Source organism: Mycobacterium sp. 1164966.3, assembly GCF_001665395.1.
In the GTDB taxonomy this organism is placed as follows: Bacteria; Actinomycetota; Actinomycetes; order Mycobacteriales; family Mycobacteriaceae; genus Mycobacterium.
On record NZ_LZSG01000008.1, the window covers coordinates 25,270 to 48,167 of the forward strand.

Here is a 22,898-nt window from a genome sequence, read left to right on the forward strand (position 1 = left end):
GAATCATCCGCCGCGAAACTTCGGTTACTCGTCGTTACCGAAAGGCATACGGTCAGACGATGAATTTCGACGAGTACCGGAAATACGACGACACCGGGCTGGCGAAGCTGGTCGCCGACAAGGAGGTGACGGCCGCGGAGCTGCTCACGCAGGCGCGGGAGCGGGCCGCTGCGGTAAACCCGCGGATCAACGCGATCGTGCGTGACGTCCCTACGTCGCCCGACGACCTCAGGGGCCCATTCGCCGGAGTCCCGTTTCTGATCAAGGACATCGCCCAGGACTACGCGGGTCTGCCCACCTCGCAAGGCTCACGCTCGCTGATGTCGACGCCCGTTGCCGAGCACGCCACCGTGGTCCAGCGCTGGATCGACGCCGGATTGGTGATCTTTGGCAAGACCAACCTCCCGGAGTTCGGGGCCAAGGGCATCACGGAGCCGGTGGCATGGGGGCCGGCACGCAATCCGTGGGACCTGCAGCGGACGCCAGGTGGATCCTCGGGAGGTTCGGCAGCTGCGGTCGCGGCGGGGATCGTGCCGTGTGCCGGCGCGAACGACGGTGGCGGTTCGATTCGCATTCCGGCGGCGTGTTGTGGGCTGGTCGGTTTGAAGCCAGGGCGCGGGCTGACGCCCATGGGCCCGGCGACCGGCGAGTCCATGCACGGCGCGGCGGTTCAGGGGGTGGTGTCTCGGACCGTGCGGGACACGGCTGCGATGCTCGACATCATTTGTGGCGGAGAATCTTTCGGGCCATACCTGCCGGCCGTGCCCGACGCCCCGTTTGCGTCGTGCCTGGGCGAGGACCCTGTCAGACTCCGGATCGGCGTACGGGTGCCGTCGGCGATCAATCCGAATCCGCACCGCGAAGCTTTTGCGGCCGTCGATGCGTCCGTACGCGTGCTGTCCGAGCTGGGTCACGACGTCGAGGAGCTGCCGCAGGCGCCGTACGACGATGCCGCACTCGCTCGAGAGTTCCTGCTCACCTGGTTCGTCCACCTGGCCTGGGAGGTGGACGAAGCCAAGCGGTTGGCCGATGCGGGCAACGAGTCGTTCGAGCGCGACACGCTGCTCATGGCCGCACTCGGCCGCGCGACCAGTGGCGTCGACTACGTGGACGCCGTACAGCGGCGCCACGAGCACACCCGGCGGCTGACCACGTTCTTCGAGTCGTACGACCTGCTGCTGACCCCGACTTTGGCGACTCCACCGCCGAAGATCGGCGAGTTCGACTTGCCGGTCGCATTGCAGCGCGGCGCCGATGCGCTGATCAAGACTCGCACCGCCCGCCTGTTGCGTCATACCAAGATCGTCGACGACATGGTGCAGCAGAACCTCGGCTGGGTGCCGTACACCCAGCTGGCGAATCTCACTGGGCGCCCGGCGATTTCGCTGCCACTCCATTGGACCGCCGACTCTTTGCCGTTGGGCGTGCAGTTCGTCGCGCCGCTGGGCGGCGAGTCACTGCTGATCCGGCTGGCGGCCCAGCTTGAACAGGCGTGTCCGTGGGCTGATCGGGTAGCTCCGATCTAGGCGTGTCGCGGCCTTCTCAGAGCCCGCCGCACTGCGCCGGGCCGCTAAAGATTGTGGCCCACGGCGGGCAGCCGGGCGGCGGAGGCGATCCCGGAGGCGCGGGTGGCCCTGCCGGCGGAATCGGACCGGTGGGATAGGGCCACACGTGACCCGTGTCCTCGTCGACCACACCGGTCGGCCCGTAGTGATAGTTGTGGCAGACGCTCCAGTTCCAATGCACGAAACTCGTGTTCGGCGGGCCGCCGGGAGCCCAGTTCGGCGGATCGCCCGGACAATACGGCCGGCCGGTCGCCTGCGCGGTCCCTGCACCCAGGCCCGCCAGAACCAGCAGAGCCGTCGTCAACGGTGCGATTCCTCGCCTCATGATCAGTCATCTTGCATCGGACGGCTTGCGAAATTCTTGCGGCTGCTCGCGCTACTAAGCCGCCGACTTTTCCAGAATGTGCACGCCGCAGGCCGAGCCCAAGCCGATGACATGGGCCAAGCCGACTTTCGCATTGTCGATCTGACGCTCGCCGGCCTCTCCGCGGAGATGGTGGCAGATTTCCCAGATGTTGGCGATGCCGGTAGCCGCGATGGGATGACCCTTGGACTGCAGGCCGCCCGACACGTTCACCGGCGTCGACCCGTCGCGCCAAGTGGCGCCGGAGTTGAAGAAGTCGGCGGCGCCGCCTTCGTCGCACAACATCAAGTTGTCGTAGTGCACCAGCTCGGCGGTGGCGAAGCAGTCGTGCAGTTCGACCAGGTCGAGGTCGCTCGGTCCGATTCCGGCTTGCTCGTACGCGGTCTGGGCGGCGTTGCGGGTCAGCGTGTTGACGTTCGGCAGGACCTGGCAGCCCGGCTCGTAGGGATCGGTGGTCAGCACCGAGGCCGACACCTTCACCGCGCGCCGACGCTGCTCGGGCGACAGCGATTTCAGCGTCTCGCCGTTGCACACCACCGCGGCCGCGGCACCGTCACAGTTGGCCGAACACATCGGCCGGGTGTTCGGGTAGGCGATCATGACATCGTTCATGATCTGTTCGAGGGTGAACCGCTTCTGGTAGGCGGCAAGGGGATTCAGCGTCGAGTGGGCATGGTTCTTCTCGCTGATCTTGGCGAACAGTTCGAAGCTGGTGCCGCCGTACTTGTGGCCGTACTCGGTGCCGATCTGGGCGAACACACCGGGCATGGCCTCAGTGCCGATCCGCCCGTCGACGGGCGCGACCGCCCCGTAGCGCCCCTTCGGCGCCCAGACGTCGGTGTCGGCCTTCGTCTTCCCGCCCGCTCCGAGCAGTCCCGCGCCGGACAGCTTTTCCACGCCGACGGCCAGGCCGTAATCGACCTCGCCGGCCTTGACGGCCATGATGGCTGTGCGCAGCGCGGTGGCGCCCGTCGCGCAGGCGTTCGCCACGTTGTAGACCGGAATGCCGGTCTGGCCGATCTGCTTCTGCAGCTGCTGGCCGAGCCCCGCATTCGCATTCATCAGGTTGCCCGCCGCCAGCACTCCGATGTCGGCCATGCTCACGCCGGCATCGGCCAGCGCGCCGGTGGCCGCTTCGGCCGCCAGGTCTACCGGGTCGCGGTCGGGATGCTTGCCGAACTTGGTCATCCGGATACCCAGGATCCAAATCTCGTCGCTGGCGCTCATCGTCGCTGCTCCTTCGTCAATCGGTGCTAAGTCAGGGGACGGGCTCGAAACCGAAGCCGATTGCCTCGGTGCCGGCCGAGTCGGTGCCGATCGGGTAGGTGGCCAGCCGCACTTTCATGCCGTCGCGCACATGCTCTGGAGTGGGGTCGACGTTGATCAGGTTGGCGCGCACCTGTGTGCCCTCGCAGTCGACAACCGAGGCCACAAACGGGACGGGGATCCCCGGCGCGGCGAAGGTGACGATGGTAAAAGTCCGCACCGTGCCCTCGGTCGCAACCGGGACGGTCTTGAACTCGGTCGCGAAACAGCCGGCACAAGCGTTGCGGCGGTCGAAGAACCGAGCACCGCAATTCGTACATTCCTGCGCGACCAGATGCGGTTCGCCATCGTCGAGCACCAGATAATCGACCAACGCGATTTGCCCAGCCATAGAAACCTCCGTGACGTCTCTGATGACGGTAGCGAGCGCGATTGATCGGGCGCATCAGCGGGTCGCCACAATGGTGGGAGACCATGGCCGAGATGAACAACGTGCCGAATGAATTCGACGTGCGCGGGCGGGAGCTGCAAGACGGAGAGCTCGCCTCCTGGCTGGCCGAACATAGCCTGGGCAATCGCTTCGGCCTGGCAGTCGCGGCTTCCAGTGGTTCCGTTGCGGTGGCGATCGTGGCGGCGGACGGGGATGGCCGCTACATCGACGTCGCCGCGTTGACGCCGGACGACGAGGCGGCGCTGGCGTCCTGGCTCGCCGACCCTGGCCCGCCCAAGGCGGTACACGAGGCCAAGCCCGCGATGCACGCTTTGGCCGGATGCGGATGGGCGTTGCGTGGTGTCGCCTCGGACACCGCGTTGGCGGCATATCTGTTGCGGCCCGAGCATCGCAGCTTGGCGCTCAATGATCTGTTGATACACCACATGCGGTGTGCGCTTCCCACGGAAGCTGCTGAACCGCAGCAACTTTCATCGCTGGACCGGAAGGCGGTGCCGGCGTTGATCCTGAAGGCATGCGCGGTGCTCGATCTGGCCGACGTGCTTGACGAGGAGTTGGCGCGTATCGACTCGTCGTCGTTGCTGAGCCGGCTGGAGCTGCCGGTGCAGCGGGTGCTGGTCGACTTGGAGACCGCAGGCATCGCGGTGGATCGGACGGCACTGACCGGCAGACTGCTGAGTTCGATCGCGTCCGATGGGCGCGTCCACACCACCTTTCACCAGACCACCGGCAGGCTCAGTTCGTCCGACCCGGATCTGCATGCTGCGGCCGGCCGGATCCGGCAGGCGTTCGTGGCGGGGGATGGGTACGCCGAGCTGCTGACGGCGCGATACCGCCAGCTCGAGATGCGGGTCATGGCCCACTTGTCCGGCGATGCCGGACGAATCGTCGAAGACGCGCGCAGGCTCGGATATGCCGCCACCCTGCTGGGCCGCCGCCGCTACCTGCCCGAACTTGACAGCAGCGATCCCCAGGTACGGGAGGTCGCTGAGCGGGCCGCGCTGGCCACGTCGGTAGCGGGCGGCGCAGCCGACATCGTCAAAGTCGCGATGATCAACGTCCACCAAGCGATCAACGATGCCGGGCTGAAATCGCGCATGGTGTTGCAAGCGAATGACGAGCTGGTGTTCGAGGTAGCGCATGGCGAACGTGACATCTTGATGGCGCACGTGTGCGAACACATGAGCGGCGCATATCCGCTGGATGTGCCCCTCGAGGTTTCGGTCGGATACGGCCTCAACTGGGGTATCGCCGCCACGGCATGAACCGCACATGCATATGGTCGAACGGTGCCGATCACCTATGACGATGCGCTGCGCGAGCAGATCCGTGCCCGTTTGACCGGTCACGATCGCCGCGTCGTGACCGACCCGACGAAGCGGCATGCGGCCGTCGCGGTGGTGCTGGTCGACTCCGAGGTCGGCGAAGACAGGGTGGACCCGGCGCCGGTAGAGGAATGGATCGACGGGCGGCCGATCCCGGAAAGCTTAGACGGCCGCATGGTCGACGTCTCCGGCGGTGCGGCTTTCCTGTTGTGCCGCAGAGCATCTCGCCTCACCTCGCATGCTGCGCAATGGGCGCTGCCCGGCGGGCGGGTGGACCCGGGCGAGACAGTGGTAGACGCCGCACTTCGCGAGCTGGACGAGGAGGTGGCCGTCCAACTGTCCGAGGCCGCCGTTCTCGGCCTGATCGACGACTACCCAACACGGTCTGGTTACGTCATCACACCGGTGGTGATCTGGGGCGGCGGACGACTCGATCCCCAACCCGCGCCCGACGAAGTGGTGGCCGTGTATCGGGTTGGCTTGCACCAACTGCAGCGCCCCGATTCACCGAGATTCATTGCGATCCCGGAGAGCCCCCGACCGGTCGTGCAAATCCCGTTGGGAAACGACTTGATTCACGCGCCGACGGGCGCTGTGCTGCTGCAGCTGCGGTGGTTGTGCCTCGAAGGCCGCCACGATCCGGTCGACGAGCTCGAGCAACCGGTATTCGCCTGGCGGTAGACAGTCTCGGTCATGCGGCGGGTTGCACGTGAATGTTTCTCGCGCCCTTGGCGTTACGCAACCCTGAGCAATTCACGCAGCCGATGCACGCCACGCAGTCGGTGCAGCGCACACAGCCGACGCACGCCGCGCAACGGGTGCAGGCGACACATGCCAGACATGCCACACATTCGCGGACAGCCACGCAGAGCACCATCAACGCACTGGAAATCACCCCGGCACTGCCCGCGGTGCCCGCCGAGCCCGCGACCGCAACGCTGCCGGCGGTCGCAACCGAGCCCGCCACGGCCGCACTGGCCGCTGTCGAAACCGATCCGGCAACCGCGACGCTCTTTGCCGTGGCGACTGAGCCGGCAACCGCCAGGCTGTCGACGGTGGCTATCGAGCCGACAACCGACTCATCTTCACGCGCGTCTATCGGCTCCCACGGCACTTTCATGGGTTCATCCTCACGGTCGCGCGGCTCACACTGAAGAAGCAGCCAAATGTGCGCTGCTGTCCTGTAGTTCGTGGCGACGTACATCCATCGGAGTTACGGCGGGGATGTCGCCACCTGCGACCACTGCCCTGGTGATCGGGGTCAGCGCCTGGAACAACGCTTCCACCTCGTCGTCACCGAGGGCCTGGAGCGCCGACAGGGCGAGTAGGTCGGTTCGTGCCTCGATCTCGTCCTTCAGCTCCCTGCCCGATGGCGTCAGGGATCCGTCGTCGGTCAGCAAGCCACGCTCCATCAGCCTTTGTTCGTGGTGTCGCCACTCGGTTTCGTCGTAGTCGCGGGTGCGGGCGATGTAGTCGCGCGGGACCTTGCCTGCCGCCGCATGCAACACGTTGGATTCCCGGCCGGAAATCCCCGCAGCGGTCAGTACCGCCACGTGCGCGTCGCCACGATGTTCCCGCAGCAATGTGGTGGCGTGCCACAACGCGGCCAGCGGATCCTCCGGCCACGGCAGCGCCAGATTCGCGGCGAACAACGGTCTTGCGTCCAGCGGTGCACCGCGCGCCGCACGCCCGGCCAATTCCGCTGCGACACGGACGTTTTCGTCTGCCTCCAGACCGTAGCGGCGCAGCGTCGCCACGGCAGAGTCATCGCGGGCACGCAAGGCGGCTTCCGGATCCGCGATCTGCCACGCCGCCGGCAGCGCCTTGGCGACCCGTTGAGGCGCGAAGTTGTAGAAGATCGCGGTAACCACCTCGGTCGGAACCATGCCCAGCGGCGCGGACCGGGCCGCGAAGTAGCCCATCCAAAACCCGCGGTAGCCCAACGCGTCCAAAGCGGCTCGCGCCTCGGGAGCGAAGTACGTCACCGCATGCACCGGCTCGAATCGATCGAAGAAGCGTCGCGCCAGCCCCGGTTCTCTGCCCATCGTCGCAGTTAACCATGCGATGCCGACAGCGCTATTTCAGGTCATCGCCGAAACTGCGCGGAGGGCGCGAGTTCGCCGCCAACGTTGACCCTCTGCGCAGGTTCGGCGCCACTACCGCAGGCTCGACGCGAAACGGCGCGCACCACAGCTCACTTGCCTTTGAGGCTGCCGATGCGAAGCGAAAAGTCGGTGCGTTCGGACCGTTGGGCGCCCTCGACCTTCTCCACGTAGCGTTCGGGGTCGCGGTCGGTGATCGGCAACCCTTCGGCGGTTGGATGCTCGGCCATGAATGTGCTGTATTGCCGTCCGAGCGCTTCGCGCAGCCCGATCGGGGCATGGCGACGGAAGTCTGAGAGTCCTTCTCGTTCTTCTTCGCCCATGTGCTCGTCGTTAGCGAGCCGGGTGCGCCCGACCGCCGCCCACCATTCCTCGCTGCCGACACGGCTTGCGTTGGCAGCCCGCACTCCGTCGCGAATGTCATTGTGATCGCCGATGGCGTCGAGCGTCTCGCCCTCGGGATCGTCGGCACCCCGCTTCAGCAGCTGCGGGTAGAAGATGCTCTCTTCGATATAGGCATGTACGTCGAGCTTGTCAGCGAGCGGACGCCACACCCGCCCGAGCGCGGCGTGATCGACAGGTTCCTGCGACTGCAGATAGTCCAGCCTGGCGAACTGTTCCCGAAACCATTCGTGGTCAGCGAGGATCAACATGGTGATGTCAGCCATTCCCCACTCCCAGCCTCGGCGACCGCTGCGGCATTTGTCCCATTGTGCAACCAACGGCTCTGTGCAACCAACGGCTCTGTGCAACCAACGGCTCGCGGCGGGTTCCGTGGGAGGGACAGGAGAAAATTACTCTCTCACTTTCAACATATAGCGCACCCCGGGGCTTGCGGCAAGACCGGGGGTATGGCGCAAAATCGCTGGCCGAAGCCGTAATTCACTGACTGGGGGTGCTGCGTGGGTGGCGAGTTGACGCCGGATAGGTCGCACAGCGCGGACGGATCGACATCCGGCCACGCGGTGGTTGTCGCCGGAGGCGGTCCGACGGGCCTGATGTTGGCCGGTGAATTGGCCCTGGCCGGAGTCGACGTCGCCGTCGTCGAGCGCCGGGCCAATCAGGACCTGATCGGCTCGCGGGCTGGGGGCCTGCATTCGCGTACCATCGAGATCCTCGACCAGCGCGGAATCGCCGACCGGTTCTTGGCAGCGGGTCAGGTGGCGCAGGTCGCTGGATATGCCCAAATTCGGCTGGACATCAGCGACTTTCCCACCCGGCATCCCTACGGACTCGCGTTGTGGCAAGAGCACATCGAACGCATCCTGGCCGAGTGGGTCGCAGAGCTCAAGGTCCCGATCTATCGCGGATACGACGTGACGGGTATCGCTCAAGACGGCACCGGCGTGGACGTCGCACTGGAGGGCGGTCGGTCGCTGCGCACGAGGTATCTGGTCGGCTGCGACGGAGGGCGCAGCGTGGTTCGCAAAGCAGCCGGCATCGAATTCCCAGGTTGGGATCCGACGACGAGCTATCTGCTCGCCGAGGTCGAGATGGATTTCGACCCGGACAAACCACCGGAATGGGGCATCCGCCACGATGCCCTCGGCGTGCATTCGATGAGCGTCGAGGACAGCGGCTCGGTGCGGCTCATGGTGACCGAGCAGCACTTGCGAACCGGAGGAGAGCCGACGCTGGCCGAGTTGAGCGAGGCGCTCATCGCCGTGTATGGCACGGATTACGAGATCCACAGTCCCGCTTGGATTTCCAGATTCACCGACGCGGCGCGGCAGGCCGCGATCTATCGGCACAAAAGAATACTGCTCGCCGGCGATGCCGCACACGTGCATCACCCGGTGGGTGGACAGGGCCTCAACACCGGTGTGCAAGACGCGGTGAACCTGGGCTGGAAGCTTGCCCAGGTGGTCAATCACACCTCACCCGACAGCTTGCTGGATACCTACCATGCCGAGCGGCACCCGGTCGCCGCGCGGGTGCTGCGCAACGCAATGGCGCAGATGGCGCTGCTTCGCGCCGACGATCGCACCAAGGCGATGCGCGACGTCGTTGCCGAACTCCTGGGCATGGAAGAGCCGCGCAAGCGCTTCGCCGCGATGATGTCCGGTCTGGACATTCGCTACGACCTCGGCGACGGGCACCCACTGCTGGGGCGCCGCATGCCTGATCTCGACGTCGTCACCGCAAATGGTTCGGTGCGCGTCTTCACACTGCTGCGTGAGGCCCAGCCGGTGCTGCTCAACCTCGGTGATCCCGGCGGCTTCGACATCGCTGCCTGGAGCGGTCGTGTTCGATCGGTTGACGCGAAATACGTTGGTGACTGGGAGCTTCCGGTATTGGGCGTGGTCACCGCTCCCGTTGCGGTGTTGATCAGGCCGGACGGATACGTTGCCTGGACGGGAGATTCTTACCGCGACGGACTCGCTGAAGCACTCACGACGTGGTTCGGGCCGCCTACTGGGGACTAAGCGCCAGGCCCGTGGGCATAGCGAGGCCGCACATATGTGCGTCGTCTATGAGGTGAACTCCCCTGAAACTGACGCCTCTGCCTGAGGGGTGTCGGCGTCCACCGGTGATTTCAAACGAAACACGTTGGCGCAGTGCTAGATATCTAGCCAGCCGGGCGTCGAATACATGGCCGTGCGTGACGCTCGGCTACCTTCGCAATGGTCATAGAAAACTCCAAACATATTAATTCACAACATCATTCACGCCACATTCAAATGGATCGGCAAAATGAACGGTTGTCGACAACGCAATGAATTAGCGCGCGGGAAGTTGTCATTCCCGGATGCGGCTGACCTACCCTCGCAGGTGGTTCGGTGACAGCGCCGTCACTGAAACTCATTGATGAAACGGGTTTTTGAGGAGCAACATGTCGATGGTTATCGCAGAGCCGCAGGTGCTTGCCGTGACCGCTGCGGAAATGCAAGCCTTGAATGCATCGGTCTGGGCCGAAAACGTGGCCGCGGCAGTCCCGACGACTGGAGTGGTGCCGGCCGCAGCCGACGTGGTGTCCATCCTGACTGCTGTGCAATTCGCCTCCCATGCAAGGCTTTACCAAGAAATAAGCGCTCAGGCCGCAGCGATCCGCGAGCAATTGGCAACCACGCTGGAGATCAGCGCCGGATCGTATGCGGCCACCGAGGCTGCGAACGCGACCGCGGTGGCCTAGGCGGATCAACTATGGTCGATTTCGGGTTGTTACCGCCGGAGATCAACTCCGCGCTGATGTACTCCGGTCCAGGCTCTGCTCCGATGCTCGCCGCCGCGGCGGCGTGGAAGGCGCTGGCCAGCGAACTGCACACCACCGCGTCCGCCTACGCGACGCTGATAAACGGCTTGACCGACGGGCCGTGGCAGGGACCATCCGCGGCATCCATGACTGCGGCCGCGTTCCCCCAGCTGGCATGGCTGAGCGGCACCGGCGGACAAGCCGATGAGGTCGCCGGCCAGGCCGCAGCGGCGGCGGGCGCCTATGAGGCGGCGTTCGCCCAAACCGTCCCGCCGCTGGAGATCGCGGCCAACCGCACCTTATTGATGGCGCTGCTGGCGACAAACTTCCTCGGTCAGAACACCGCCGCGATTGCGGCCACCGAGGCCCAATACGCCGAGATGTGGGCACAGGACGCGGCCGCGATGTACGGATACGCGGGGACTTCGGCGACGGCGTCGACGCTGACGCCGTTCAGGCCGGCAACACAGGCCACCAACCCCGCCGGACTGGCCGGCCAGGCCGCTGCCGTCGGCCGAGCTGTCGCAACCGGCACGGGCGTCAACGCCGAAAGCCTGAAAGCAATCCCGAGCACGCTGCAGAGTCTGGCCGGCGTGACGAGTACGCCGCCCGGAACGGCCGATATCACTGCTGCGCTCAACCCGCTCGGCCTGAGCTTGACCTCCAACGGCAGCGGGATCGTCGTGGATGGGGTGTTGGGCGATCTTCTGAAGGGCCTGACTGGATCGTCGACATTGAGCGCCAGCACCCCGTTCGACACATTCATCAGGCTGATTTCGCCCGTGCGGCTTTTCACAACCTCGTTCAAAGACATCCAAGGCCTCAGCCAGGCGCTGTTGCCACAGGCGGCCAAGGCGGCCCCGGAGATAGCCAAAGCCATAGAGTCGGTACCCCATGCGTTCCCCAACGTGATGGGCGGTGCGGCAGCAGGGGTTGGTCGGGCGATGTCGGTCGGCGGATTGTCGGTTCCGTCGGCGTGGGCCGGAGCCGCGCCGACGCCGACCACACCACTTGTGACTCTGAACGGACTCGCGGGAGCCGGGGAACCGGCGACCAACGCGTTCAACGGACTGCCGTTGTTGGGCGGTGGACGCGGTGCACCGGTCCCGTTCGCCGCTCCCAAATACGGGTTCAAGCCGACGGTGGTGGCACAGCCGCCGGCCGGGGGATGATGCGGCGCGCGCGATGTCAGAAGGCGTCGTCAGCCACGTCCATCAACTCGATGTCGACGTTCTCGACCACAACTCGGGTCGCAGAGATCGCCGGCAGGATGGTCTTGGCGAAGAATGCGGCGGCGGCGATCTTGCCACGATAGAACGACTCATCGGAGCCGGCATCGATTGCGGCGGCAGCGATCTCGGCCTGCACCAGCAGGCGCCACCCAATGAGCAGGTCGCCGACGGCGTGCAAAAAAGCCACCGACACCAGCCCGATCTTGTACAGTTCGGTGGGATTACGTTCTGCCGCAAAAAGATACGTGGTAAGGGTGCCCGTCATCGCCTGGACGTCCGACAGGGCCGCCGCCAGCAGCGCGCGCTCGGCCTTGAACCGGTCGCCGGCGATGTTATCGATGAACGTCGTGATCTGCCCAGCGACGTGCCCGAAGGCGACACCCCGGTCGCGCGCCACCTTGCGAAAGATGAAGTCCAGCGACTGGATCGCGGTCGTGCCCTCGTACAGCGAGTCGATCCTGGTGTCCCGGATGTACTGTTCGATGGGATAGTCCTTCAAAAAGCCCGACCCGCCCAGTGTTTGCAGGCTTTCGTTGATCCACTGGTAGGACTTCTCGGATCCGACGCCCTTGATGATGGGTAGCAGAAGATCATGCACACGTGCGGCCAAATCGGCGTCCACTCCGTCCACCAGCGCAACTCCGGACTCGTACTGGTAGGCGGCCGCGTACATGTACAGTGCGCGCAACCCTTCGGCATAGGCCTTCTGCAACATGAGACTTCGCCGCACGTCCGGGTGGCGGGTTATCGGTACCCGCGGCGCCGTCTTGTCCATGAAACGACTCAGGTCTGGTCCCTGCACCCGTTGCTGCGCATAGTCGAGTGCGTGCAGATACGCAGTCGACAAGGTTCCGATTGACTTGATACCGACCATCATTCGCGCGTACTGAATGGCCTTGAACATCTGCGCGATGCCGTTGTGTACGTCGCCGACCAAGTACCCGACGGCCGGAATGCCATTAGCGCCAAAGGTCAATTCGCAGGTCGGCGAGGCCTTGATGCCCATCTTGTCTTCCAGCGCCGTCGCGAACACGCCGTTGCGTTCGCGGAGATCCAGCGTGTCCGGGTCGAAGAGCAATTTCGGAACGTAGAACAGGCTCAGGCCCTTCGTGCCGGGTCCGGCACCCTCCGGCCGCGCCAGCACGAGGTGGAACAGGTTCTCCGCAGTGTCACCGACGTCGCCCCCGGAGATGAACCGCTTCACCCCCTCGATATGCCAGGTGCCGTCCGGTTGCGGTATTGCCCTGGTGCGCCCAGCGCCGACGTCAGAACCCGCGTCGGGCTCGGTCAGGGCCATCGTTCCCGTCCAGCCGCGATCCAAACCCACACGCGCCCATTGCTTCTGCTGTTCGGTACCGACCAGCGCGAGCACCTGGGACATGAGCGGCGTGCTGTACCACTGAATGGCGGGGTTGGCGCAGATCATCATCTCGTTGACAGCCCAAGTCAGTGGAGCCGGTGCCGACATTCCGCCGATCGCCTCGGACATTCCGATTCGCCACCATCCGGCGTCCTTGAACGCGGCAACGGCCGGTCGCACGGAATCCGGCACCGCAATGGTGTGCTCATCGGGAAGGAAGCGCGGCGGGTTGCGATCGGCTGCGACGAACGAGGCCGCGATCGGCCCCTCGGCCAGCCGCGCCACCTCGCGGAGGATCTCACGCACCGTCGCGGTGTCCAGGTCACCGTAGGCGCCCGAATCGAGCACGGCGTCGAGACCGAGAACCTCGAACAGGTTGAACTCCAGGTCTCGCAGATTCGCTCGGTAATGACCCATCGCTGTCCTCCACACATTCACAAAACGCGGTTTCAGCACCCCTCGGCCGCTCTGCGACAAAGATCCTCCTCTAACGGGCAGTCGCCCGCCCCCGTTTTGCGAAATCGATTCGGCTGACCGGCTCGCCCAAGTTCGCATATCGCGACGTCGGTGGGTGTTCAATCATGAGCGTGTTTGATCGCGGACCTGCAGCCGGAACTCCGACGCTGCCGATAGACCTCTACAGCAGGGAGACGCTGCTCAAGCCCGTCGAGACCTACCGACGGATCCGCGATGCGGGAGCCGCGGTGTGGCTGCCAAAGCACCGGTCCTGGGTCATGGGCCGCTACCGGGATGTCCGCCAAGCGCTCGGCGACGACAAGACCTACTGCAGCGGCGACGGTGTCGCTGCCAATCCGATCACCAATATCCTGGCCGCGGGTACCACGCTCGCCAGCGACGGCGACGCGCACGTCAGGCGGCGTCGCCAACTGCTGCAATCACTTTCGGCCAAAGCACTCGCCGCGGTCGACCCGATTCTGCAAGCGGAGGCATCCGCGCTTATCGATAAGCTGTGCCACCGTGACGAGTTCGACGGAGTCGCCGATTTCGCCGCGCATCTCCCCATCCGGGTAGTCGCCGATCTCGTCGGTGTCGACATCGACCACCACCGAATGCTGAACTACGGCCGCGGCGCATTCGACGTCCTGGGACCGATCAACGGTCGAACGTTGAGGGCAATGCCTACCGGATTGAGCCTGCGGCGTTATGCGCGAACTCTCCGCTCCGAGAACGTCAAGTGCGGCGGGTGGGCGGAATCGATTCTGGCCGCGGGCCATGACGGCACTTTGAACCCGGCGGAGGCCAAGGCGATGGTGATCGATTTCATCGGCCCGAGCCTGGATACCACGATCCTGGCATCCGCCCAGCTGTTATGGAGCTTGGGCACCAACCCCGACGTATGGAGCGAGCTGCGGCGTGATCCCGATCTTGTGCCGGTCGCCACGGTCGAAGCCGTCCGCCTCGGCTCGCCGGTGCGTGGGTTCACGCGAATGATCAAGCGCGACACCGAGATCGACGGCACTGTTCTGCGCAGGGGCCATCGCGTGGCGTTGCTCTATGCGTCAGCCAACATGGACGAAACCCAGTTCGAACGGCCTGAGGATTTCTCGTTGCATCGCAAGGGTGCCAACCTCGGATGGGGTTTCGGTGCCCACGCCTGTGTCGGCATGTACCTGTCGAAGATGGAGATGCATGCGTTGTTGCGCGCGATGATCCCGAAAGTCGAGCAGATCAGGGTCGAGAATCCGGTTCGGTTGCTGAACAACACACTTCAAGGTTTCGAATCGCTGCTGGCAAGTTTTCGCCGGTAAGGGCGTTCAGATCAGATCGCTGGGCAGCTCGTCGCTCAGCATGGCCTGGGCCAGCAGCTCACCGAGCAGCGGCCCGAACTTCATCAGGTTGCTGCCGACGAATGCGACGACGCGGCCGCGGCGACTCACGGTCCACCCGTCGCCGCCGGCATCCAGCCAGGGCGCGCGCACCGTGACGCAGTTCACCTGGTCGACCGGCACCAGCGACGGGAACAGCGCGTGCACGGTCGCGGGGTCTGGCGTGACTTGGCCGAATGCCCACCGGCCCGTGCTGCCCACCGGCAGCCCGTAGCCCTCGGGTGCGGAAAGGCATGCCGCACCAACGGCATCGGGCCCTTCGTAGGTGATGCGAGTGTGCGGAAGGAACTCGACGTCGAGCGGCCCGAAGAGTGCCGGCGTCTGAACGCCAGCACAGATGAGCACGCGATCGGCTCGCACTATCGTGCCGTCCGCAAGGACTATCGAGCCGTCGTCGGCAACCGAGGCGATCTCGTCGCGACGGATGCTCACCCGCTGGGCCAGGGCGGTCAGCGCCCGCCGGATGCGCAAGCATCCGCCGAGCGGATCGAAAACGCCTGTCTCCCAAGGTGGAACTGCGAAGGGGATCCGTGCCGCGATCGCCGACCGGTCAAGCCATGAGAACGTGGCGCTAGCGTCGGTCATGGCGGCTGCGACGTCGTCGCTGGGACCGGCGGCGATAAATCCTTCGGAGCCAAGCAATCGTCCCGCACCGAAATCTGCTTCCCAACGCCGCCAACCGACGCGCGCCCTGATCGCGAGCCGGCATAGCGACGGGCGCCGATGCGCGACGCGGAAAATCCGTGCGAGCCCCTTGGACTGTTCGGCAAATGGCTCGCCGCGCTCGAAGACAATCACGTCTTGTTGGCGCCGCGTCAGCTCATACCCGGCGGCGAGCCCACATATTCCTGCACCGATGACGACAATCACGCGCGCTAAGTCCTGGTCTGATGGTGACGACCCGCCTCGCCCGGCTGCGCCGCGCTCGCGATCGCCCTGGTCTGATGGTGACGACCCGCCTCGCCCGGCTGCGCCGCGCTCGCGATCGCCACTAGAAGAAGAAACCCGCGAACGGTGCTTGGGGCACGGTGAACAGCCGATCGGCCTCGGCAAGTGCCGCAGTATCGTCGGCCTGGACCAATCCGGCAACCGCGAGACCGCGCCACGTCGCACCGCCTAGAAGCACGGTGGCAAGGCCCTCTACATCGACGTGCAGTTGGGCGGGCGAATCCGTCGGTTCGGCGCCGTCACCCGTGATCGTGAATGTGGCCGAATTGCTCTGCAAGAGTGGGTCATTCACCTCGATGTTGACGGACCCCGCTTCGGCGTATCCGCGCGCAGCCAGCGCCTGTCGGACGTCGACGATCCGAAGCCACGTTTCGTCGTATACCGCGCGAACCTTCACGGCTCGTCGATCCGATAGCAGCAAGGGCAGCGGATCATCGAGGGGGAGCATCCAGAACATCACGCGGTCAACGAGATCCAGCCCGAACAGGAAGCGCAACAGTCCAAGGTAGGCATCAGTGGTGGGTGCGAAGAAATCCTCGACCACGATGGTGCGCTGATCACTGATGAACCACTGCTCGGTATCGACGGGCCGGTATCGGGCGAACCCCGACTCGGATCCCGGCTCGCCGTGCACCGCGATATACGAAGGCTGAGCGGATGATTCGGCGCGCAGTCGCAAGCCCTCCCACCACACTGCTGCGCGGTCAACGGATCCCGGGCGGGAAGGCCGATTGTCGGCATAAATCCTCGGCAGTACATCCCATGCTTCGGCCGGGTCCAGCAGTCGCACCGGCCCGCCGGAGCGGATGGCTGGACGAAGCACTGCCCGCGCCGTCTGAACCTCGACGCTTTGGCATGAGCTCGCCACTCCGTAGCCGTAGCGCCCATAGATCGTCGCCTCGGATGCCCGCAGCGTCGCGACCACCTCACCGCGTGCGGCGATGTCGCGCAGTTGATGACGCACTAGATCGGTGGCGATACCTTTCCGGGTGAACGACGGCGAGACGCCGATGTGTGTCACCGCGGCGTGACTGACGATGGTTCCGCCCGGAAGTGTCAGTCCGCACGATACGGCGTCCGCGGTCCCGACGAACTGTCCGTCGACGAATGCCCCGATGGTACGGCCGGGTTCGAGCAGCTTGCTGATCTGGCCGGGCGGCAGGTTCGACAACGGAGGGAACCCGACCATGGCGGTGCGAAACAGGTTGGCCGCGGCGATGAGGTCGTCCTCGCTGTCGAGAACACGGATGTCGGCGTTCATGTGGCCATCATGTCCCGCGTCCGTCGCGGCTCTGCGAGCGGCTCGTTATTGGAGAAATTGCCGCGCACTTCGCGCACAGGTGCGGCCACAGCCGCCACATTCGTCTCTGCCGGAGAGGCATATGCCGGTTTGTCCGGCTCTGCGCGACAACCGTCGTCCGTTGCGAGATTGGCGCTGCCCATAATGCGAGTTGCATGTGTGCCCCAGGCCCGTTGTCGCGGCGAGTCGCACAAAAGACACAACCCCTGCTTCCGGGGACTGCAGTGACTGGTGAGGCCGCCGATACACTGCCGCTATCAGGGCACCGGCGACAAACGGCGTTCCAGCACCGTTAGAGCCTGCTCGGCCCACCGAATGTTCTCTTGCTCGAACGAGATTCCGCGCAGCAATGTCAAATAGGGCCCCACACGCTCGGCATGGGCAAGATAATCTTCCTCGGTTCGCCCGCCGAGGAGCCGCGTGCGCAACCGCTCGTAGCGTTCCAACTTCCCTGTCGCCCACTGCAAGCGCTCCACGATGAATTCCCGCACCGTCTGCCGGTCACCGGCATCGGAAGCCTGCACCTTGACCAGGAGTTCATCGCGGATCACCGAAGGTTTTGGCGCTCTAGCGGTGAAATGGCGGATCGCGTCGCGACCGGACTCGGTCAACGAATACATCCGCTTGTTGGGCCGGCGTTCCTGATGGACTACGCGAGCCTCGATCAGACCCTGCTCGGCCAGGCGTTCGAGCTCCCGATACAGCTGCTGCGGCGTGGCCATCCAGAAGTTCGCCGTCGAGGCATCGAAATCCTTGGCCAGGTCATATCCGGAAGATTCGCCCTCGAGGAGGGCGGCCAACACGGCATCGCGAAGCGACATAGCCGGATCATACAACGCAACGATTATTCAACAAAGTGACTAATCACCTATGGACATAAATGGCGACAGCCTCTACCGTCAACTGTCGTGAGCAACAAACACCCCTTCCGCAAGGCGGTCGAAGACCGCGACGAGGCAACCATCCAGGCGATGCTCGCCGATGACGTCGTCTTCACCAGCCCGATCGCCTTCAAGCCATATGTCGGCAAGCCGATAACCGCGGCGTTCCTGCGCGGCGTGCTGCGGGTCTTCGAGGACTTTCGCTACGTCCGGGAAATCCATGACGCCAACGACCATGCGTTCGTATTCGAAGCCACCGTTGCGGGAAAGAAGATCACCGGCTGCGACTTCCTGCACTTCAACGACGACGGCTTGATCGACGACTTCATGGTGATGGTGCGACCACTGTCGGGCGCGACGGCGTTGTCGGAGGCGATGGGCGCGCAGTTCGACCGCATCCAACAGGAGGCCCTCGAACTCGCCGAGGCGGGGCAGCGCTGACCATGCGAATCGGATTGGCCATCAACTACGCGGGCGGCTTCAAGGAGGTGGCCGCCGAAGTAGCCGACCTCGAACGCGCCGGTCTGGATATCGTCTTTGTCCCCGAGGCGTATTCGTTCGACGCGGTGAGCGCACTCGGTTACCTGGCGGCCAGCACCGAACGGGTTCAATTGGCTTCCGGCATCCTGCAGCTCTACACCCGCACTCCCACCCTGACTGCGATGACCGCCGCGGGTCTCGACTACGTCTCCGACGGCCGCTTCACCCTCGGCCTGGGTGCCTCCGGACCACAGGTCATCGAAGGATTTCACGGTGTGCCTTACGATGCTCCGATTGCACGCACCCGCGAGGTCATCGAGATCTGCCGTCAGGTGTGGCGGCGGGAGACCGTGCAACACCAAGGAAAGCACTACACCATCCCATTGCCGCCCGAATCCGGCACTGGCCTCGGAAAGCCCCTCAAGCTCATCAATCAGCCTGTCCGGGAACGCATTCCGGTACTGGTGGCAGCGCTGGGCCCCAAGAACGTCGAGCTCGCCGCCGAGATCGCAGAGGGCTGGCAACCGATTTTCTATCTACCGGAGAAGGCGCGCGGCGTGTGGGGCGAGGCCCTGGCGGCCGGCCAAGCCAAGCGGGATCCCGCGTTGGGTGAGCTCGAGGTCTACGCCGGGCCGGTATTGGCGATCGGCGAGAACGTCGAGCCGCTACGCGAATTCGTCAAGCCACACCTGGCGCTCTACATCGGCGGCATGGGCGCCAAGGGCAAGAACTTCTACCACACCCTGGCCACCCGATACGGCTACGGCCCGCAGGCCGACCGGATCCAAGAGCTGTATCTGGCCGGCGAAAAGGACCGCGCTGCCAAGGCGGTACCCGACGAATTGGTGCGCGACGTCAACCTGATCGGGCCTCCCGGGTTCGTCAAGGAGCGGGTCGCGGCGTTCCGCGAGGCTGGGGTCACCACCCTGACCGTGGCACCCATCGCGGCGACGCCGGCCGAACAGGTCAAGCTCATCGAGGCCCTTCGAGAACTGGTGGACTGACGAACGAAAACCGTTCGTGCTCGGCCGGGTGCATTAATCCTGCCACCCGTCATTCGGCGTCATCGATGAAACGTCTGCGGTACGCGGCGAACCGAGTGGCGATCTCCTCGCGGTCCAGTCCCAAGTCATCGGCATTGTAGAGCACACCGCCGTAGCGGCCACGCGGATGTTCGGCGCGAAATTCCGCCATGGCCTTGCGCACGGAGTCGTCGAACGGCTGCCCGGCGCGCTGGTAGATGCGTGCGATGGTGCCCTCCTCGTCGGCCATGAAGTCGGTGAACCGCACGTCGATCGACTGAGCGCGCGGCAACAGGTCGCGGTCCTGCAAACACGCGTTCAGCAGATCCTCGGCTCGGTCCAGCCAATCGCGCGCGATCTTCACCGGATCCGGCCGCGCCATGGCCATCCGCGCCGAATAGCAGATCATCGTCGCCATCGACAATGTCACCTCCACCGGATCCCGATGTGTCAAAACGAATGTCGCGTCGGGAAAGGTGGCGAGCAGCGTCGGGAACTGCTCCAGGTGCTGCGGTGATTTGAGTACCCATCGGGTGCCCCCTCGCAGCCACTGCATGGCTTGCAACATGCGCTTGAGGTAAGCGTAGCTTGGCCCCTGGTCGTGCGATTTGTAGTGGGCGGCGAAACTTGGTATGTGGTAGACGCTTTCGAGCAACATCCCGGAGATGTCGTTGGCGAACAGTTGGATCTCTTCGTGCGCATGCTCGACCGTCATATCGTGCATGCGCTTGAATTCCGGCATCGACGTGTTGGTCAGCTCCAGTGCGGTCGCACAACGGTCGCGGCGCGGCTGCTCGTCGCTGGCCTCGTCGGGTGAGGGGAACGGTTCCAGACTCTCCCAGTACGGCAGGTGCCGCAGCGACGGGTCGGCGGCCAGCATGTTGTGCAGGTGCGTGGTGCCGGTGCGCGGGAGTCCGCAAATGATGATCGGTCGTTCGACGGGGACGTCTTCGATCTCGGGGTGCTCGGCGATCAGCGCCTCCAGCCGCAGCCGATTGACCAGGTTCTGCACCACCTGCTCGAAAGCGACCGCGACGCCGGTGTCGGACAGCCCCGCCTCGTCGCGCAGCGATGCGCACAACACATCAAGCCGTTCCCGGAATCCCGGATCACCCCAATTGTCCAGGCCGGTGCGCTGTTCTGCAGCCGCGAGCATCTCTTCGGGTTGCAGCCGCAACGTCGCGCCGTAAGCGGCCAGGCCGTCGCGGATCGGTTGTGCCGCAGCCGGATAGACGGGATTGGCCAGATCCGTCAGCCTGATATCGGCAGGACGGTCCGTCATCGCGTCATCCCTGCCACGTCGGCGACGTGGACGACGCGACACGTGGGCCGCACCGGTGTCTCCTCGGGCAGGAACCAGCGCAACCAGATCAGCCCGCGGGCACGGCCCGCGGTGGACACCCAGTTGGGGTGCCCAGGATCCTTGTCGCTGACCACAATTCGCCACGAGCCGTCCGTCTCATAGGCGACGTGCGCGCCGTTGATGGTGACGCGTTCGTAGGTGTAGTCGTAGGTGTGCAAGAACGGGTTCCAGAGGCACAGGTTCCAGAACACGCAGTCCGGTGACGTACCGTCGATCACCAGGGCCTGGTCGGGTTTCAAGTCGTAGGCGCCCATGGCGTAGGCGGCGTCGGCCGCCGACCAACCGTAGGCGTGCTGCGGCACAGGGAAGGGCTCGGCGATCTGGTTGGGCGGTTGGACGCGGGTGGGCAGGAACGACATCTGCTCGCGCAGCCAGGTGCGTGCGGCGCGGAACCGCCGGGCCAAATCCTCTGGGGCGTCCAATTTTCGCGGGGGCGGATCGATCGCCTCGATCTTCCATTGCGTGCGACGTCCGGTGGCCGGTTCGGTGAGGTAGTCACGGGTAAGCGCGTGCACGGCGTCGGGATCGAGTTTGAGCCAGGTTCCGGGTTGCGGTTCCGGGCTGAGGGTGAACTCGAAGTTGCCGTCGTCGTCGAACTCGAGGTTGCGGTCGTTGATCGTGCCGACGATGCGGTTGCTGTAGCGGCCGTCGTCGGGTCCGCCGTAAACCGTCATCGACAGGTAGACGGCGTCGCCGCGGTTCCCGGTAATCCGGTAGGTACGGTTCGGGTCGATCGGAGCGACTTGGTAGAACGCATCGGAGTTGTCGCCGCCCCATTTCAGGTAGGGGCCGATGACGTCGACCAGAATCGGATTGTCCTTGTCGCCCCAGACGTAGGTGTCGACGGCGACCCGTAACACGCTGAACGCCAAGCGGTAGCCGTCGAGTACGTCGGGCTCGTCCAGTGGTGGGTCTGCGGCGAGGATCTTCTGCTCGATGGCGCGCACCTCGTCCAGCAGGCCGTTGAAGGCTTCGGAGGCTTCGGATAGATCGGTTGTCATCTACTTCTCCGTTTCTCGGCGCCTCGAATGACCATGGCGCACAGGCGTTCTGCGAGGGCATCTAGGTCTTGAGAATTTCCGTGCTGCTGCACCTGCGCGGCGTAGAAGGCGGTGCCGACGAGCACCTGGTAGAGCATGTCGACGTCCACATCCCGGCGCACCAGGCCTTGGTCGACGCCGCTGCGCACCAGGGCGGCGAACTCGGTGAGCGTGCGTTCGTCGAGCAGTTGCTGGGTGCGGATGTGCAGGGCCGGGTCGCGGTGGCGCTCGGCAAGGATGCCGAGCGCGGCGGCCTCGACGACGGGTTCGCGCCAGAACCGCAACACCCCGCGGACGAACACCAGCAGATCGGCCTCGAAGTCACCCGAATTCTCGACCAGTGCGGCATCGGGCGGCTGACCGAATACGGCTTCGAAAACCACGTGCGCCTTGGACGGCCAGCGCCGGTAGACGGTGGGGCGGCTCACCCCGGCCTCGCGGGCGATCGCGTCAATGGTCACCTGGTCGTAGCCGTCGTGGGCCAGCAGGCGGCGGGTGGCGTCCATGATGTCGCGCTGCGTGCGGGGGTCGCGCGGACGACCGCGGACGGCAGCGTGCGCAGACATGCCAATATCGTTACATCACGTAACGTAAAGCTGTCAAGAGATACTGCGCCTTACCCAAGTCGCAAGAACCGCTGTAGCAACGTGCGTTCGGTGACGGGGTCTTTGACGGGCCAACACCACAGTGCGAGAAAGACGCGGATCAGCCACTGTGCGGCGAGTGGATCGGGATCCTCCTGACCAAGCATCTCGGCGGCGAAGCCGGTAACGGTGCGCGAACTGGTGATCCACTCGCTGACGGGCGTCGTGTGCATTGACCGCATGAGCTGGGCTAGTGGATCAGATTGCAGGCTCTGCAGAGCGACGATGGTGGCAGTGACTACGCGATCCGGACCCGAAAGACCCTGGATCGCCTCCCGTGCCGTTTCCACGATGCGAACCGATTGGATGGCAACTACGGCGTCACGGATTGCAGCCTTGCCTCCGGCATGGCGGTAGATGGTCGCAGGCGAGCAGTGGACCTCGGTTGCCAAGGCCTCGATGGTGAAAGCCTCGTATCCGTGTCGCGAGATGAGGTCGGCAGCTGCGGCGTAGATGCGTTCGGCGGCTTCACTGCGGCGGTCTCGACCCACTAACCAGTCATCGCGTGGCATCTA

The 22,898-nt window shown here is 64.9% G+C and carries 22 protein-coding genes and 2 pseudogenes; 9 read left to right on the plus strand and 15 right to left on the minus strand.

The features are described from left to right. The first annotated feature begins 59 nt into the window (after window positions 1-59). Window positions 60-1,526 carry an amidase gene (locus tag A9W99_RS04395; protein ID WP_067373998.1) on the plus strand — a complete coding sequence of 489 codons (1,467 nt, stop codon included), beginning with the start codon at window positions 60-62 and terminating at the stop codon, window positions 1,524-1,526. Window positions 1,527-1,542: 16 nt separating this feature from the next. Here the strand turns inward: A9W99_RS04395 and A9W99_RS26415 are convergent, their stop codons facing one another. From A9W99_RS26415 to A9W99_RS04405, 3 genes are read right to left on the minus strand one after another with little or no spacing between them, the layout of a single operon-like run. After that, entirely contained in the window at window positions 1,543-1,890 is a 348-nt protein-coding gene (locus A9W99_RS26415) for a hypothetical protein (protein WP_156622934.1), read from the minus strand. A 54-nt stretch (window positions 1,891-1,944) separates the two neighbouring features. Then, window positions 1,945-3,156, minus strand: coding sequence for a thiolase family protein (locus tag A9W99_RS04400; RefSeq protein WP_067374001.1), 1,212 nt, complete (start codon window positions 3,154-3,156; stop codon window positions 1,945-1,947). A 31-nt stretch (window positions 3,157-3,187) separates the two neighbouring features. Further along, window positions 3,188-3,586, minus strand: a complete 399-nt coding sequence (locus tag A9W99_RS04405) for a Zn-ribbon domain-containing OB-fold protein (RefSeq protein WP_067374004.1) — start codon at window positions 3,584-3,586, stop codon at window positions 3,188-3,190. A 74-nt stretch (window positions 3,587-3,660) separates the two neighbouring features. On the opposite strand from A9W99_RS04405, the pseudogene A9W99_RS04410 reads away from it, so the two are divergent. Continuing rightward, window positions 3,661-4,911, plus strand: a pseudogene (locus A9W99_RS04410) (DNA polymerase); the annotation flags it as partial. 24 nt (window positions 4,912-4,935) lie between these two features. Further along, a complete protein-coding gene (locus A9W99_RS04415; protein WP_067374010.1) occupies window positions 4,936-5,652 on the plus strand; it encodes a CoA pyrophosphatase in 717 nt (238 codons plus the stop codon). 10 nt (window positions 5,653-5,662) lie between these two features. Here the strand turns inward: A9W99_RS04415 and A9W99_RS25825 are convergent, their stop codons facing one another. The 3 genes from A9W99_RS25825 to A9W99_RS04430 all read right to left on the minus strand — a co-directional run bounded on the left by A9W99_RS25825 (window position 5,663) and on the right by A9W99_RS04430 (window position 7,741). Then, the gene (locus A9W99_RS25825) at window positions 5,663-6,091 is read right to left on the minus strand and encodes a hypothetical protein (protein ID WP_082929816.1); all 429 of its coding nucleotides are present in this window, start codon (window positions 6,089-6,091) and stop codon (window positions 5,663-5,665) included. A gap of 25 nt (window positions 6,092-6,116) precedes the next feature. Further along, on the minus strand, window positions 6,117-7,016 hold the full coding sequence (locus A9W99_RS04425) for a hypothetical protein (protein WP_067374017.1): 900 nt from the start codon (window positions 7,014-7,016) through the stop codon (window positions 6,117-6,119). A 149-nt stretch (window positions 7,017-7,165) separates the two neighbouring features. Further along, window positions 7,166-7,741: a hemerythrin domain-containing protein gene (locus A9W99_RS04430; RefSeq protein WP_067374020.1), complete on the minus strand. Its 576-nt coding sequence runs from the start codon at window positions 7,739-7,741 to the stop codon at window positions 7,166-7,168. A gap of 246 nt (window positions 7,742-7,987) precedes the next feature. Here A9W99_RS04430 and A9W99_RS04435 point away from each other — a divergent pair, with 246 nt between their 5' ends. The 3 genes from A9W99_RS04435 (at window position 7,988) to A9W99_RS04445 (ending at window position 11,438) form a co-directional block, all read left to right on the plus strand. Further along, on the plus strand, window positions 7,988-9,499 hold the full coding sequence (locus tag A9W99_RS04435; RefSeq protein ID WP_256389934.1) for an FAD-dependent monooxygenase: 1,512 nt from the start codon (window positions 7,988-7,990) through the stop codon (window positions 9,497-9,499). 407 nt (window positions 9,500-9,906) lie between these two features. Then, window positions 9,907-10,206, plus strand: coding sequence for a PE family protein (locus tag A9W99_RS04440; protein ID WP_067374026.1), 300 nt, complete (start codon window positions 9,907-9,909; stop codon window positions 10,204-10,206). 11 nt (window positions 10,207-10,217) lie between these two features. Beyond that, window positions 10,218-11,438: a PPE family protein gene (locus tag A9W99_RS04445; RefSeq protein WP_067374030.1), complete on the plus strand. Its 1,221-nt coding sequence runs from the start codon at window positions 10,218-10,220 to the stop codon at window positions 11,436-11,438. A gap of 16 nt (window positions 11,439-11,454) precedes the next feature. Here A9W99_RS04445 and A9W99_RS04450 read toward each other — a convergent pair whose 3' ends face one another. Next, window positions 11,455-13,275, minus strand: a complete 1,821-nt coding sequence (locus A9W99_RS04450; RefSeq protein ID WP_067374035.1) for an acyl-CoA dehydrogenase — start codon at window positions 13,273-13,275, stop codon at window positions 11,455-11,457. Between the two features lie 164 nt (window positions 13,276-13,439). On the opposite strand from A9W99_RS04450, the gene A9W99_RS04455 reads away from it, so the two are divergent. After that, the gene (locus A9W99_RS04455; protein ID WP_067374037.1) at window positions 13,440-14,627 is read left to right on the plus strand and encodes a cytochrome P450; all 1,188 of its coding nucleotides are present in this window, start codon (window positions 13,440-13,442) and stop codon (window positions 14,625-14,627) included. A gap of 6 nt (window positions 14,628-14,633) precedes the next feature. On the opposite strand, the gene A9W99_RS04460 is transcribed toward A9W99_RS04455, so the two are convergent. From A9W99_RS04460 to A9W99_RS04470, 4 genes and pseudogenes are all read right to left on the minus strand, one after another. Continuing rightward, complete coding sequence (locus tag A9W99_RS04460; protein WP_067374039.1) at window positions 14,634-15,575, minus strand: FAD-binding oxidoreductase; 942 nt, start codon at window positions 15,573-15,575, stop codon at window positions 14,634-14,636. Window positions 15,576-15,598: 23 nt separating this feature from the next. Next, a pseudogene (locus tag A9W99_RS27095) lies at window positions 15,599-15,697 on the minus strand (hypothetical protein); the annotation flags it as partial. Further along, the gene (locus A9W99_RS04465) at window positions 15,697-16,914 is read right to left on the minus strand and encodes a GNAT family N-acetyltransferase (RefSeq protein WP_067374042.1); all 1,218 of its coding nucleotides are present in this window, start codon (window positions 16,912-16,914) and stop codon (window positions 15,697-15,699) included. The gene A9W99_RS04465 and the pseudogene A9W99_RS27095, both read right to left, overlap by 1 nt. A gap of 296 nt (window positions 16,915-17,210) precedes the next feature. Continuing rightward, complete coding sequence (locus A9W99_RS04470; RefSeq protein ID WP_067374045.1) at window positions 17,211-17,774, minus strand: PadR family transcriptional regulator; 564 nt, start codon at window positions 17,772-17,774, stop codon at window positions 17,211-17,213. Between the two features lie 87 nt (window positions 17,775-17,861). On the opposite strand from A9W99_RS04470, the gene A9W99_RS04475 reads away from it, so the two are divergent. Next, window positions 17,862-18,275: a nuclear transport factor 2 family protein gene (locus A9W99_RS04475; protein ID WP_256389935.1), complete on the plus strand. Its 414-nt coding sequence runs from the start codon at window positions 17,862-17,864 to the stop codon at window positions 18,273-18,275. Window positions 18,276-18,277: 2 nt separating this feature from the next. Continuing rightward, complete coding sequence (locus tag A9W99_RS04480) at window positions 18,278-19,318, plus strand: LLM class F420-dependent oxidoreductase (RefSeq protein WP_067374048.1); 1,041 nt, start codon at window positions 18,278-18,280, stop codon at window positions 19,316-19,318. Between the two features lie 49 nt (window positions 19,319-19,367). On the opposite strand, the gene A9W99_RS04485 is transcribed toward A9W99_RS04480, so the two are convergent. The 4 genes from A9W99_RS04485 to A9W99_RS04500 are packed head-to-tail and all read right to left on the minus strand — an operon-like array spanning window position 19,368 to window position 22,895. Further along, entirely contained in the window at window positions 19,368-20,618 is a 1,251-nt protein-coding gene (locus tag A9W99_RS04485; RefSeq protein ID WP_067374051.1) for a sulfotransferase, read from the minus strand. Continuing rightward, window positions 20,615-21,700: a DUF1214 domain-containing protein gene (locus A9W99_RS04490; protein ID WP_067374055.1), complete on the minus strand. Its 1,086-nt coding sequence runs from the start codon at window positions 21,698-21,700 to the stop codon at window positions 20,615-20,617. The genes A9W99_RS04485 and A9W99_RS04490 overlap by 4 nt, the downstream gene beginning before the upstream one ends. Next, entirely contained in the window at window positions 21,697-22,305 is a 609-nt protein-coding gene (locus A9W99_RS04495; protein WP_067374058.1) for a TetR/AcrR family transcriptional regulator, read from the minus strand. The genes A9W99_RS04490 and A9W99_RS04495 overlap by 4 nt, the downstream gene beginning before the upstream one ends. Before the next feature lie 50 nt (window positions 22,306-22,355). Beyond that, entirely contained in the window at window positions 22,356-22,895 is a 540-nt protein-coding gene (locus A9W99_RS04500; protein WP_067374061.1) for a TetR/AcrR family transcriptional regulator, read from the minus strand. Window positions 22,896-22,898 lie beyond the last annotated feature (3 nt).